At 48.4% G+C, this 13,379-nt stretch carries 11 protein-coding genes; 2 read left to right on the forward strand and 9 right to left on the reverse strand.

Annotated features, from left to right (window positions below; genetic code table 11):
- Positions 1–5: 5 nt before the first annotated feature.
- The 7 genes from mraY to mraZ are packed head-to-tail and all read right to left on the reverse strand — an operon-like array spanning position 6 to position 7,491.
- Positions 6–1,088, reverse strand: a complete 1,083-nt coding sequence (gene mraY / locus Q4Q46_RS15660; protein ID WP_006079891.1) for a phospho-N-acetylmuramoyl-pentapeptide-transferase — start codon at positions 1,086–1,088, stop codon at positions 6–8.
- A complete protein-coding gene (locus Q4Q46_RS15665) occupies positions 1,089–2,471 on the reverse strand; it encodes a UDP-N-acetylmuramoyl-tripeptide--D-alanyl-D-alanine ligase (RefSeq protein ID WP_263168648.1) in 1,383 nt (460 codons plus the stop codon).
- A complete protein-coding gene (murE, locus tag Q4Q46_RS15670; protein WP_311906417.1) occupies positions 2,468–3,970 on the reverse strand; it encodes a UDP-N-acetylmuramoyl-L-alanyl-D-glutamate--2,6-diaminopimelate ligase in 1,503 nt (500 codons plus the stop codon). The genes Q4Q46_RS15665 and murE overlap by 4 nt, the downstream gene beginning before the upstream one ends.
- Positions 3,967–5,721, reverse strand: a complete 1,755-nt coding sequence (locus tag Q4Q46_RS15675; protein ID WP_105251191.1) for a penicillin-binding transpeptidase domain-containing protein — start codon at positions 5,719–5,721, stop codon at positions 3,967–3,969. Before Q4Q46_RS15675 ends, murE begins: the two co-directional genes overlap by 4 nt.
- Positions 5,722–5,734: 13 nt before the next feature.
- A complete protein-coding gene (gene ftsL / locus Q4Q46_RS15680; RefSeq protein ID WP_105251190.1) occupies positions 5,735–6,049 on the reverse strand; it encodes a cell division protein FtsL in 315 nt (104 codons plus the stop codon).
- A gap of 10 nt (positions 6,050–6,059) precedes the next feature.
- Positions 6,060–7,001, reverse strand: a complete 942-nt coding sequence (gene rsmH, locus Q4Q46_RS15685) for a 16S rRNA (cytosine(1402)-N(4))-methyltransferase RsmH (RefSeq protein WP_006079886.1) — start codon at positions 6,999–7,001, stop codon at positions 6,060–6,062.
- Positions 7,002–7,032: 31 nt separating this feature from the next.
- Positions 7,033–7,491 carry a division/cell wall cluster transcriptional repressor MraZ gene (gene mraZ, locus Q4Q46_RS15690; RefSeq protein WP_006079885.1) on the reverse strand — a complete coding sequence of 153 codons (459 nt, stop codon included), beginning with the start codon at positions 7,489–7,491 and terminating at the stop codon, positions 7,033–7,035.
- A gap of 735 nt (positions 7,492–8,226) precedes the next feature.
- Between mraZ and Q4Q46_RS15695 the strand changes: the two genes are divergently transcribed.
- On the forward strand, positions 8,227–8,556 hold the full coding sequence (locus tag Q4Q46_RS15695; RefSeq protein ID WP_006079884.1) for a hypothetical protein: 330 nt from the start codon (positions 8,227–8,229) through the stop codon (positions 8,554–8,556).
- Between the two features lie 153 nt (positions 8,557–8,709).
- Here the strand turns inward: Q4Q46_RS15695 and glpK are convergent, their stop codons facing one another.
- A complete protein-coding gene (gene glpK, locus Q4Q46_RS15700; protein ID WP_311906418.1) occupies positions 8,710–10,194 on the reverse strand; it encodes a glycerol kinase GlpK in 1,485 nt (494 codons plus the stop codon).
- Between the two features lie 315 nt (positions 10,195–10,509).
- Here glpK and Q4Q46_RS15705 point away from each other — a divergent pair, with 315 nt between their 5' ends.
- The gene (locus Q4Q46_RS15705) at positions 10,510–11,811 is read left to right on the forward strand and encodes an NAD(P)/FAD-dependent oxidoreductase (RefSeq protein WP_311906419.1); all 1,302 of its coding nucleotides are present in this window, start codon (positions 10,510–10,512) and stop codon (positions 11,809–11,811) included.
- A gap of 47 nt (positions 11,812–11,858) precedes the next feature.
- On the opposite strand, the gene Q4Q46_RS15710 is transcribed toward Q4Q46_RS15705, so the two are convergent.
- Positions 11,859–13,208 (reverse strand): outer membrane protein transport protein, encoded by a 1,350-nt coding sequence (locus tag Q4Q46_RS15710; RefSeq protein WP_311906420.1) that lies wholly within the window; start codon positions 13,206–13,208, stop codon positions 11,859–11,861.
- Between the last annotated feature and the right edge of the window lie 171 nt (positions 13,209–13,379).

Here is a 13,379-nt window from a genome sequence, read left to right on the forward strand (position 1 = left end):
ACCAATTACCTTAACTTCAACGTGGCTAAGCCAAGTAAGACGAGGAATATCGAGATAATCCAAAAACGCACTATCACTCGAGGTTCAGGCCAGCCTTTTAACTCATAGTGATGGTGTATCGGCGCCATGCGGAAAATACGCTGGCCGCGTAACTTGTACGAACCCACCTGTAGGATGACTGACAGGGTTTCCATCACGAACACGCCGCCCATGATCACTAACAAAATTTCTTGGCGAACGAGCACTGCAATTGTGCCCAGTGCAGCACCTAATGACAGTGAACCCACATCGCCCATGAAGACTTGCGCAGGGTAAGTGTTGAACCACAAAAAGCCCAGACCCGCACCGACAATGGCGGTACAGACAATCACAAGCTCACCCGAACCGGGTAAATGCGGAATATGTAAGTAGTTCGCAAACTGCGCGTGACCCGATAAATAAGCTATCAAGGCAAACGCCGCCGCGACCATTACCGTCGGCATGATTGCCAAACCGTCTAGGCCGTCGGTTAAGTTCACCGCATTGCTCGAACCCACAATCGTGAAGTACGCCAATACGATAAATACGGCGCCAAGTTGCGGCATCACGTCTTTAAAGAAAGGCACCACTAACTGGGTTTCACCTGGATTTGCCGCTGTGGCATACAGGAAAAAAGCAATGAGCAGCGCAGCTAAAGATTGCAGAATGTACTTCCAGCGCGCGATCAAACCTTTAGTGTCTTTACGCACCACTTTGCGGTAATCGTCGATAAAGCCGATCAAACCGAAACTACCGAGCACAAACAACATCACCCACACATAGCGGCTACCGAGATCGCCCCACAGCAACACACTGATGAAGATAGCAGCCAATATCAGCAAGCCACCCATAGTCGGCGTGCCACGCTTACTAAAATGTGATTCTGGACCATCGTTACGCACGACCTGACCAATTTGCAGTAATTGCAAACGTTCAATCAGTTTAGGGCCAAACCATAAGCTAAAAACCAATGCGGTTAATAAGCCTAAAATGGCTCGAAACGTCACATAGGAAAACACGTTAAACCCGGTATGAAAACGGGTTAAATACTCGGCCAGATATACCAGCATTTACACTAACTCCCCACGCCCGAAGGCTACTGTTAGTCCATCCACGACCCGCTCCATGGCGGCGCTACGTGAACCTTTAACGAGAACCGTTACCTGTCCCGGTAACTGGTTAATATGCTTTATGAGTTTTTCTACTAACGTCGCCACACTGTCATAGTGCTCCGCACCGAAAGCTTGGCTCGTATGCTGACTTAACGTTCCGGTGCAAAACAAGGCATCTATCCCCTGTTGCTTGGCCAGTTGCCCTAGTTCAGCGTGTAAAAGGGGCGCATTGTCGCCTAATTCTCCTAAATCTCCCAGTACCAGACAGCGATTTTCAGAAATTTCCTTTAACCAAGCGATCGCAGCGCCAACGGACACAGGATTTGCGTTATAGCTATCGTCGATTAGACGCACGCGCCCCAATTGACTCGGCTGCATACGTCCTTTCACTGGCGTTAATTGGCTCAAGCCTTCAGATATTTCAGTCAAACTCAATCCCAAAGCAATACAAACACTTGCAGCGGCGAGTGCATTACTCACCTGATGACGACCCGCCAACGGCAATACAACTTGGCAAGATTCACCTAAATAATTGAGCATAAAACGATAGCAACCATCCGCATTAGTCTTATGGCCTGTCGCTATCACGTCGATATGACGTTTAGCGGCGCCATCTTGCTGGGAGAAGCTCAATTGCTTATAAGGTCTTGCCTTAACGCTCATAAAATCAGCGAAGGCATCATCGGCGTTGATGATGGCAGTGCCATCGGCCTGCAGATGATTAAAAATCTCTGACTTCGCCTGTGCGACACCTGCTTGTGATCCAAATCCTTCTAAATGGGCGCTGCCGACGTTATTCACCAGCGCTACGTTTGGACGCACGAGTCCCGAGGTGTAATCGATTTCACCTTTATGGTTAGCGCCGAGCTCGAATATCCCAAACTCATCCGCTGGCGTTAAACGCAGCAAAGTGAGCGGCACACCAATCTCATTATTAAAATTGCCAGCGGTATAGAGGATTTGATGCTTTGCCGACAGAATGGTCGCGATCATTTCCTTCACGCTGGTTTTGCCGTTTGAGCCAGTCAAAGCAACACAAATCGGATTGATCTGGTCACGAACATAAGCACCAATCGCACCCATGGCTTTTTGACAATCAGCCACTATGAGCTGCGGGATATCAAAAGCTAACTCACGCTCAACCATTAACGCCGCTGCGCCGTTCGCAATAGCTGTAGCTGCAAAATCATGGCCGTCAAAGCGCTCACCCTTTAAGGCAACAAACAGGGTTGCAGCGCCGATTTTGCGGCTATCACTGCTTAAATCTTGGATGGTGACGTCGTCACCGACTCGAAACGTACCTAAGTGTTGACTTAGGGTCTCGAGAGAAAGAGGGATCATCTTAATTGCTCCGATAACTGGCGTGCCAGAGCGCGTTCATCATAGTCATGACGCACACCTGCCGCCTCTTGGTAAGTTTCGTGGCCTTTGCCCGCCAGCAAGATCACATCGCCAGGTTTAGCCAATGCCACAACCTCTTTAATTGCTGCGATACGGTCAACCTGAGTCAATGCCTGCTCTGGTGTTGCAAGCCCTTGGATAATATCGGTAATAATTTGCGCGGGATCTTCACTGCGTGCATTGTCGCTGGTCACCATAATACGGTCGGCAAACTGTTCAGCAGCTTGGCCCATCAAAGGACGCTTGCCCTTATCACGGTCGCCGCCACAACCAAACACGCACCATAAATCACCGGCACAATGGCGACGTAGCGCGTTTAACGCTTGTTCGATCGCATCGGGTGTATGGGCATAATCGACCACTAAGGTGATGTTATCCGCTGTAGTGAAACGCTCCATACGACCTGCAACAGGCGTTAAATATTGCACCTGCTCGGCTAACGCTTTCATATCAAAACCTTGCAGATACAAGGCCGATAACGCCGCGAGTAAATTAGAGAGATTAAAGGCACCAAGAAGTGGCGAGTGGATTTGAGTCTCGCCCTCGGGCCACACTAAGGTTGCACTGACACCTTGATCGTCAAACTTGGCATTTTTGGTATAAAAAGCCGCACCTTGATGACCTTCAATACTAAAACCCCAAATCTGCGCAGGCGCAGGCTTAAGCTCAGTCAACCAAGACGCGCCAACTGCATCGTCGAGATTCAATAAACCGTGACCTAAAGTGCTGAAGCGAAATAGGCTTTGTTTAGCGGCGGCATAGCTTTCCATATCGCCGTGGTAATCGAGGTGATCGCGTGTCAGATTAGTGAACACGGCAACATCAAATGGTACTGCGTCGACGCGGCCTTGCACTAAGCCGTGACTTGACACTTCCATGGCGCAGACACTCGCGCCTTGGGCTTCAAACTCATGCAACTGACGCATTAAGGTAATCGCATCGGCTGTGGTATTACCGCTATCGACTAACGCCCCCCAGAGACCATTACCAAGGGTTCCCATGACGGCGGCTTTGCGCCCCAATGAAGTCACCAGTTGTGCAATGAGTTGACTCGTAGAGGTTTTACCGTTAGTTCCGGTAATGCCGATAACCCCAAGGGATGGCATAACGGCAGACTTGTGCGCTAAGGGATAACGCTGGGTGGCAATTGCCGATACCTGACGACTTAACTGAAAGAAATAAATCTGCACACCGTGCTCGGCATTATCGCCCAGCAACACTTTGCCATGTTGGTCAGCATCATCCGTGTGAACTAATACGCCTGCTGCACCTAAATCTAAGGCTTTTTCAATAAACTGTCTGCCATCGACCTTATGTCCTGGCAGCGCCAAAAACACATCGCCGCGACGTATTGCGCGGCTATCTAAGGTCAGATCATTGAAGGACTGCGCGCCAGCATAATGTAGCCAAGGCGCTAGCAAATCCCGTAATAACATCATTCTGCTCTCCCAGCGGCGATTCCCGCCAATTGCACTTGTTCTTTATCGGTAATGGGTTCAACGTTTAACATTTGCAGTGCGCCAGACATGACTTTGGCAAATGCAGGCCCCGCCACTGAACCACCATAATAGAGATCGCCCTTAGGCTCATTCACTACCACCACTATCGCTAATCTAGGATTATTCGCAGGAGCAACACCCGCAAATAAAGCAACATAATCATCACCATAACCACCAGCAACTGCCTTGCGACTTGTGCCAGACTTACCTGCAACTGGATAACCGTCGATGTGTGCTAAGGTGCCAGTGCCACCTTTTTCCGTTACACCGACCAGCATTTGCATCACATCGTGGGCCACATTTTCAGAAATGACTCGCTCACCGACAGGTGGCTTTTTCAGTTTCATTATCGAGACAGGGAACAAAGTGCCGCCATTGCCTAAAGTGGCATACATGCGCGCAAGTTGAAGTGTTGTTGCCGTTAAGCCGTAACCAAACGACAAGGTGGCACGTTCAAAGTCTGACCAGCGGTGGCGATCTTGAATCAAGCCAGCGCTTTCACCCGTGAGGTTAATTCCCGAAAAGCTGCCAAGTCCCATGGATTGATAAGTACCGAGCAGTTGCTGCACCGGAATAGACAAAGCCAATTTACTGATGCCGACGTTACTGGATTTAGCCAAAATACGCGCCAAACTCATATCGCCGTAGTTCGCGGGGTCGCGTACTTGGCGGCCGCCTAAACGCATCCAACCCGGTGAAGTGGCAATAATATCGGTCGATTTAACTGTGCCAGCTTCAAGCGCTGCGGCAACCACAAATGGCTTAATGGTCGAACCCGGCTCAAAGGTATCTGTCATAGCACGGTTACGCATTCTGAAGGTTTGCAGATTGTCGCGCGCATTGGGGTTATACGAAGGCGTATTCACCATTGCCAAGACTTCACCCGTGTGAATATCGAGTACGACGATGGAACCCGAAGTCGCTTGGTTCATCTCAGTGGTGCGTTTTAGTTCGCGATAGGCTAATTGTTGGATCCTATGATCGATACTCAGCACGAGATCATTTGGACTCTCACCTTCCTGCACTATATCGAGACGCTCGACGACATGACCATCGCGTGACTTACGCACTTTTTGTTTGGAAGGCGTACCTGTTAACCAACTATTATATGCATTTTCAACACCTTCAATCCCAACATCATCTATGTTAGTGATGCCGATTAACTGAGCCGTGATTTCGCCACCAGGATAATAACGGCGAGATTCAGACTTTAGAAATACACCGGGTAATTTAAGCTGAGTAATATAGTCCGCAACCGCAGGGGTAATTTGGCGTTTCAAGTAGGTGAAGCGTTTGGTGGGGTTACTGCGCACTCGCTCTAACAAATCTTCGAGGGGCTCATGCAACACATCGGCTAAGGCTTGCCAGCGGCGCATATCGGCAAAACCATTACTATCATTGACTTGTTTTGGATCGGCCCAGACGGCTCGTACAGGTACGCTCACGGCCAGCATGTCGCCATTACGGTCGGTGATCAAGCCACGCTGCACTTCACGACTTGTGGTCCGCAATGTTCGCATGTCACTTTCGTGACGTAATTTGTCGGGCTCGATAATTTGAATGTAAGCTGCGCGTCCCACTAGGCTGCAAAACAACGCACACACAAACCCGACCACTACGTATAAACGCCAGTGGATCAATTGAGGTTTTTGCGGTTTGCTTACCCGTTTGATTTTCGCTTGCCTAGTCATATCTTCCCTATACTCACGGCACCTTTACCACAACTTCTTCGCTGGGTAACGGACGACTCATGTTGAGTTCCTTAGAGGCAATACGCGTAATACGACTGTGCTCAGTCTGCGATTGCTCTTCTAATAATAAATTGCGCCACTCAATATCTAATCTATCTCGCTCCTGCAGTAACTGGTCCCACTGGGTTGTCAGTTGACGGCTAACATGGCTGCCATAAACCACGGCAACCGCATTACTCAGCACAAGCAAGGCTAATAACAAGATCCATTTGTGCAGCCATAAATCATGTAAAACGATCCGTGGCAGATTAATCGAGGGCTTACTCACAGTGCGCCCCTTAGTAATCTAAACGCTCGGCAATGCGTAACACTGAGCTGCGAGCTCTGGCATTGCGTTCGATTTCTTCGTCGGATGGCATAATCGCCTTGCCCACGGCACGTAACTTACGCGACTTGTTAATTTGATCTTCAGTCACAGGAAAACCGTGCGGTACACTTTCGCCTTGGCTATGACGACGAATAAAACGCTTCACGATACGATCTTCTAAAGAATGGAAACTGATGACCGACAAGCGCCCTTGGGGAGCCAGTACATTGACCGCACCTTCAAGCGCTTGATCAATTTGATCTAATTCACTGTTGATATAAATCCGGATGGCTTGAAACACCCGAGTCGCTGGGTGCTTATTGCGTTCTTTACTCTTAGTGATACGCGCGATCAAATCGGCTAAATCTTTAGTTCGTAAAAACGGGGTTTTATCACGATCCGCAGCGATACAACGAGCAATATGGCGGGCGTTTTTCTCTTCGCCATAGGTCTTAAATACCCAAGCCATATCCTCAATTTCTGCGCGGGCTAACCACTGAGCAGCTGTTTGGCCTTGGCTGTTATCCATGCGCATATCGAGCGGGCCATCACGCATAAAACTAAAACCACGTTCGGCATCGTCAAGCTGAGGTGAAGACACACCTAAATCGAGTAATACGCCATCAATTTTGCCCACAAGCCCAAGCTCTTCAACGTAATCGGCTAATTGGCCAAAACCACCATGCACGATTTGAAAGCGTGGATCGTCAGCAAATTGTTTTGCCGCTTCAATCGCTTGAGGGTCACGGTCGATTGCGATCAATCGGCCGTTTTCACCGAGTTGCTGCAACACTTGTCTTGAATGACCACCGCGGCCGAACGTGCCATCGATATAGATGCCATCGTCTTTGATGTTTAAACCGCCAACCGTTTCTGCTAGCAGCACGGATAAATGGGCAAATTCCTGACTCATTACTCTCTTCTTATTTAGTTATCGCGACTCGTTAAAGTGAAAAATCCGCGAGACGCTCGTTACTAGCAAGCTCCTCACTTCGAATCGTTTCCTGACACTCATCGATTTGCTGCAGCCAAGATTGCTCATCCCACAGCTCAAATTTGTTCAATTGCCCCACCAGCATGATGCGCTTATCTAAATTGGCATATTGCCTTAGCGGTGGCGGCAGTAATATGCGCCCATTACCGTCGAGCTCCACTTCGTGGGCGTAACCGAGTAACAGACGTTTTAACGATCTCTGGGTTTTATCGGTATCGGAAAGCGTTAACAACTTAGCTTCGATCAATTCCCATTCATGGATTGGATACAAGAGTAAACAAGCGGATTGGATGTCGACGGTAATCACGATGCGGCCTTGGTGCTCAAGCTGCAAAGGTTCGCGGTATCGCACTGGAATAGCGATCCGTCCCTTTGTATCTAAGTTGATAGCACTGGCTCCACGAAACACGCTAATTCATCCTTTCCTGTGATTTTTGATCCACAAATATCCACTATTTCCCACAACTGCTAAGTTTAGGGACAGTCGACAAGCAATGTCAAGGGATGGGATCCTTTTATAAATCCAGTCGGCAAGCGGGTTAGCAGCATGTTGAGCACTTAACCTAGCGACAAACTTTTGACATGAAAGACCACGAGAGATCGACTAAACAGAAGAAACTACAGGAATAAATTGCGCCGAAATATTCAGCAACCTTTTGCTTTCAGGCGCTTGCGATGAAAAAAATGGAGGATTAATTCTGTATTTGTGGGATTTTACGGGCCGAGGAATAACCTTAAACCCAAAAAGTAACAAAACAAACTTAAATTCAACCTTATTAGACAGTCAAAAAAGAGTTGGATTTAGCACGAAAATCTAAATAATTATCCGAAATAAAGACGATCATCTTTTTGCAGATGATTGAATATTAATGTCACGATTGCGAGAAAGCTCAACGTTCCCACTCCAAATCCCGCAAAGCACCACGCGAATCCAACAATTCACCTCAATTTTGCATTCGCTACTATTGTTCCTTCTCAACCACTGTGGTTCCTTCACAATGAGTGCCGCTTTGGTTAGCATCGATTGCTCATGCTTAGATCTTAACCCCCCTCATTCGCCTTAACGACTTAAACCGCGTATAGTCTAAATATTGACCGACTCCTGCCGATAACATGTTAAGAGGTGTAATAACAAGGAGGCGTTATGAGTGGATTGGATAGCATTTATGCCATGCTGGCGCAGCCAGTGAAAGCCGTGTTGCACCCTAAACGGGTCGTCGACCAAGTGAGTAGTGCAACCGCAAATGCCCCCGATAGCCATGAAACACCGCAGTCGCAGTTACCCCCAACGTTAGAAGGGCGCGACGCGAAAGTCAGGGAGAGGCGCAAAGATGCTGATAACAACAAGAATAAGAAACGCCGCGCATCGGATGAGCCCGAAGAATTAAAAGAAGGTGTCGTGCTTGAAGTGACCGACGATACCGCGGAAATCAAAAAGCCACCAAGCCAACATATTATTGATGTTGAAGTATAAATCCGTCTTAATATAAAACGGAAAAGGCGCAATCCTATTGGATTAGCGCCTTTTTATTCACCACAATCGAGTCATATTTCAAACCAACTCAATATCAAATTTAAGCATGCCTCAAGTCCAACGACTTGAGTTGAATAGCTTAAGTCGAATAGCTTAGGCGCGAGTTCTGGCGACGGCATCTTGCCAACCTGCGTATAACCGCCCCCGAGTCTCGGCATCAATATTGGGGATAAAATGCTTATCGATACAAGCTTTATGTTCAAGCTCAATGACACTCTCCCAAAAGCCCACCGCCAAGCCAGCTAAAAATGCCGCGCCCAAAGCCGTTGTCTCACAAACACTCGGCCTTAGTACTTCGACATCGGTGATATCGGCTTGAAACTGCATCAAAAAATCATTGGCGACCGCGCCGCCATCCACCTTTAAACGCTTAAGGCTGACGCCACTGTCTTTGGTCATGGCATCGAGTAAATCTTTACTCTGGTAAGCGATAGATTCTAACGCCGCCCGAATAATATGATTACGGTTGGCGCCACGGGTTAAACCAAATAGTGCGCCACGGGCATTGGGATCCCAATAGGGTGCCCCGAGTCCCACAAAAGCGGGCACTAAATACACGCCATTGGTATCAGCAACCTTAGAGGCAAAATACTCAGTATCACTGGCGTCACGAATAAGCCCCAGTTCATCCCGCAGCCATTGAATGGTCGCGCCACCCATGAAGACTGAACCTTCGAGGGCATAGTTCACTTCGCCCTTCGGTCCCACGGCAACTGTGGTCAGTAACCCATGGTTAGAGCGCACCGCTTTGGTCCCGGTATTCATCAATAAAAAACAACCAGTGCCATAGGTATTCTTCGCCATGCCGGGCTCGACACACAGCTGGCCAAAAAGCGCCGCTTGTTGGTCGCCCGCCATCCCCGCGACTTGGATTTCACTGCCTTCACCGGCAATCCGCGTAGTGCCATACACGCTGCAGGAAGGCTTAACTTCTGGCAACATCGACAAGGGAATGTCTAAAGCTTCAAGTAACTTGTTATCCCAAGTCAGGCTATGGATATTAAACAGCAGAGTACGGGCGGCATTGGTGGGATCGGTGACATGCACTTTGCCCTCGGTTAACTTCCACACTAGCCAAGTATCGATAGTGCCGAACAACAACTCACCGCGTTCAGCTTGCGCACGGGCATTGGGCACATTATCTAGAATCCACTTGATCTTAGTGCCTGAAAAATAAGGGTCGAGTAATAGGCCCGTGTTTTCACGCACATACTCTTCTAGCCCTTGGGCTTTGAGTTGCTCACAAATTTGAGAGCTGCGACGGCACTGCCACACAATCGCGTTATAGATAGGTTTACCTGTGGCTTTCTCCCAAATGACTGTAGTTTCCCGCTGATTGGTAATGCCAATCGCGGCCACTTCATCGCTGTGGATCCCCGCGCGCGCCAGCACTTCAATTAATACTGAACTTTGGCTTGCCCAGATCTCCATGGGATCATGCTCGACCCAACCCGGATTCGGATACAACTGGGTGAATTCCCGCTGAGACACGCTGACAATGTTTGCGTCGTGATCGAACACTATCGCCCTTGAGCTGGTCGTGCCTTGATCTAAGGCCACCACGTATTTTTTCTGCACGCTTTCCTATCCTATTTCTATTCCGAGTAACACTCTGAATGCCCACGAGTTTGGCTCTATCACCACAACTACGGACTTAAAAAATAATTGTGGATACTGAATATATTCGCAATAACGCCCTATGACCAGCCCAACAGCGACGTTGCCCTAGCGTGGGCTAATTCAAATAAATCATAGAAAGCATACAAATAGAGTTGCAAACAACTAAAGACGACCTACGCTTACATATAATTAGAAAAATCTAATTGATAGAAATTCAGTGAATGCCAACACCGAGGTCGACGCATTGATGATTTAATCAGTTTGAAGGAATGCATGATGAAAAGAGTGATAGTGATAGGTGCAGGACTGGGTGGCGTTTCCGCCGCATTTGAACTTAAGCAACGACTTCCGGCCGACTGCGAAGTAGGAGTGATCAGTGAAGGAGACTATTTTCAGTTTGTTCCATCCAATCCTTGGATTGCCTTGGGGGAGCGAACACGTGATGAAATTAGCCTACCGATAGGCGCTTACTTGAATAAGCGCAAGATCAGTTACTCGGGTGAAGGCGTTACCCATATCGATCCTATTAAGCGTCAGCTCACTCTAGGCAACGGCAGCACCGACCACTATGACTATCTTGTGATCTGCTCAGGCCCCAAACTCGCCTTCGAGAATGTGCCTGGTGCGGGTCCCGAAGGTTTCACTCAATCTATCTGTACGTTAGATCATGCGGAAAAAGCCTACGCGTGTTTTCAGCAACTACTCGCCTCACCCGGCCCCGTCGTGGTTGGCGCATTACAAGGAGCCAGTTGCTTCGGGCCCGCCTACGAATATGTGTTATCGCTCGAACACTTATTGAGAAAACATAAAATTCGCCAGCATGTTCCCATCACTTTTATCACCAGCGAACCCTATGTTGGCCATATGGGATTAGGTGGTGTTGGTGATTCTAAGTCCTTAATGGAACATGAATTTAGAGAGCGAAGTATCAAATGGATTTGCAATGCAAAAACCACTCACTTCGAGCCAGGCATGGCCTATGTGGATGAGCTAGATAGAAAAGGCGAAGTCGAGTTTCAACATGAGCTACCTTTCTCGCTCGCCATGTTTCTGCCCTCTTTCAAGGGCAGCGCGGCGATTGCAGCCGTACCCGAACTCTGTAATGAAAAGGGCTTTGTGTTGACCGATAGCTATCAACGCTCACCACGCTATCCCGAGATCTACGCCGCAGGTGTCTGTGTGGCGCTGCCGCCACTGGAAAAAACTCCCGTTCCTATTGGTGTACCTAAGACTGGCTTTATGATCGAATCCATGACCACTGCAATTGTGGATAATATTCTCGCCAGCTTAAAAGGCGAGTCTCCCAACACTAAACCCACACTCAATGCGATTTGTCTGGCCGATATGGGCGACAAAGGCGCCGCATTTGTCGCTTTACCCCAAAATCCACCGCGCAATGCTAACTGGACCTCCATGGGTAAATGGGTACATGTCGCCAAAATTGCCTTTGAGAAATATTTCCTCTACAAAGTTCGCCACGGAACGAGTGAGCCCATCTATGAAAAATATGTGCTCGGCAGTTTAGGTATCCATCGAACCCATGAGCCTGAAGATCCAAAACCACCTCAAGAATAAAACAAAAAAGCCCTGAAGATTCAGGGCTTGATTAAACTACGTAGAACTTACATCGTATAGCTCATCTGGATACCCGCAAGCCACACATCGCCGCTTGCTTCGCCGTTAAAGTTAACCGTCGCTAGATTCAATAGATTTTGTTGCTCGTTGATGGGCGCATCGCCTGTTGCTTTGATATAGGTTACAGCAAAATCAAGGTTCAGATTCTTAGTTGCCTGATAACCGGCGCCCACAGAGAACCACAGACGGTCAGAGTCTGGAATTGTGGTTGTGCGCCACTCGTCCTGCGCCGCCGTTTTATCTAGCGCCACACCGGCACGCACTAACCAAGCATTATTGACTTGGTAAGTGGTTCCCAGCGCGAAGCGCCAGTTATCTTCAAAGTGTTCTTCTTTAACTAAATCAGACTCTAAACCGCCCTTAGGTTTAACCTCGCCAGGGAAATACGCCACCAGCTGATCGAATACACTCCAATCGGTCCAGTTCACGCTCGCGTGCATGGCCCAGTTATCGGTCAATTGATGATGGGAAGCAATCTCTGCAAAGGCGGGTAATTCAAGCGGTAAATACCCTTCAATAGACACGTCTTGACCACCTGTATACAAGACACCAGAAGCATGACCATCTAAGTCCAGTTTCACACTACTGTGATACGCAAAACCTAAACGGTGAGCGGGATTAATCTGCCAGCTTGCACCTAACTGCCAGCCGTAACCGATATCATCACCCTTCATGCTCTTAAGCTCAGTACCACCTGGTGGCAACACAGCCTGCACTGGAGCCGGCAGAGCAGGCTTGATACCATCGACCCAACCGGGTAATGAGGCACCAATTTCGCCCTCACCATAAACAATACGTACACCAGCACCGACGCTGACAGCGTCATTGATGCGATAAGCGATGTTTGGATTAAACTCAACTGTGGTAACCGAAGTCTTATTACCAAAAATGGCCGCGGCATGGGTCGCAGGTAATTCAGTGGCTAGACCATAGTTAGAGTTTACCGCTAGGCCCCAAGTCCATTGATCATTTAGCTGATTCGAGTAGTAAAAGTTAGGTACCAGTGCATCATCGGCCACATCCAGTGCATCGCCGCCTTTCATTTTAACGGGTTCAGGGCCAAGCAACGGCGAGCGAAGGCTGACATCACCAGTCACATCGACATTTGGCATCACATAAATGCCACCCGCAGAGAGCTGACGACCTTCAAGGTAAGTCAGCATAGCTGGATTTCGACCTTGAGCCGAAGCGTTATCCGCCATAGCCGCTTCACCCGCAAAAGCACGGCCTAACCCAGTGGCAGAATATTCGGCTAATTGAAAACCAGCGGCATGGAGTTGAGTCGTTGAACTTAACAAGGCTGCAGTGACAGCCAAAGTCAGAAGACGTTTTTGCATCGTTATTCTCTAATAATATTATTGTTATCTGTACTACTTAAATGAGTACTGCGGCGTTCAGGCAAAATAGAGCAAACACTCCAGATTGAATGCGAAGCAGTTTACTTATGCAGAAGATGTTTGCAACCAAAGGAGATAAAACAGACAAAAACTCTAGCTAACGATGACTTT

The sequence above is a fragment of the Shewanella vaxholmensis genome (assembly GCF_031932135.1).
In the GTDB taxonomy this organism is placed as follows: domain Bacteria; phylum Pseudomonadota; class Gammaproteobacteria; order Enterobacterales; family Shewanellaceae; genus Shewanella; species Shewanella hafniensis.

Excerpts from the sequence above, each read along its gene's own strand:
- mraY (WP_006079891.1), bottom strand. The coding sequence starts at position 1,088 with ATGCTGGTATATCTGGCCGAGTATTTAACCCGTTTTCATACCGGGTTT.
- Q4Q46_RS15665 (WP_263168648.1), bottom strand. The coding sequence starts at position 2,471 with ATGATCCCTCTTTCTCTCGAGACCCTAAGTCAACACTTAGGTACGTTT.
- murE (WP_311906417.1), bottom strand. The coding sequence starts at position 3,970 with ATGATGTTATTACGGGATTTGCTAGCGCCTTGGCTACATTATGCTGGC.
- Q4Q46_RS15675 (WP_105251191.1), bottom strand. The coding sequence starts at position 5,721 with ATGACTAGGCAAGCGAAAATCAAACGGGTAAGCAAACCGCAAAAACCT.
- rsmH (WP_006079886.1), bottom strand. The coding sequence starts at position 7,001 with ATGAGTCAGGAATTTGCCCATTTATCCGTGCTGCTAGCAGAAACGGTT.
- Q4Q46_RS15695 (WP_006079884.1), top strand. The coding sequence starts at position 8,227 with ATGAGTGGATTGGATAGCATTTATGCCATGCTGGCGCAGCCAGTGAAA.
- Q4Q46_RS15705 (WP_311906419.1), top strand. The coding sequence starts at position 10,510 with ATGATGAAAAGAGTGATAGTGATAGGTGCAGGACTGGGTGGCGTTTCC.
- Q4Q46_RS15710 (WP_311906420.1), bottom strand. The coding sequence starts at position 13,208 with ATGCAAAAACGTCTTCTGACTTTGGCTGTCACTGCAGCCTTGTTAAGT.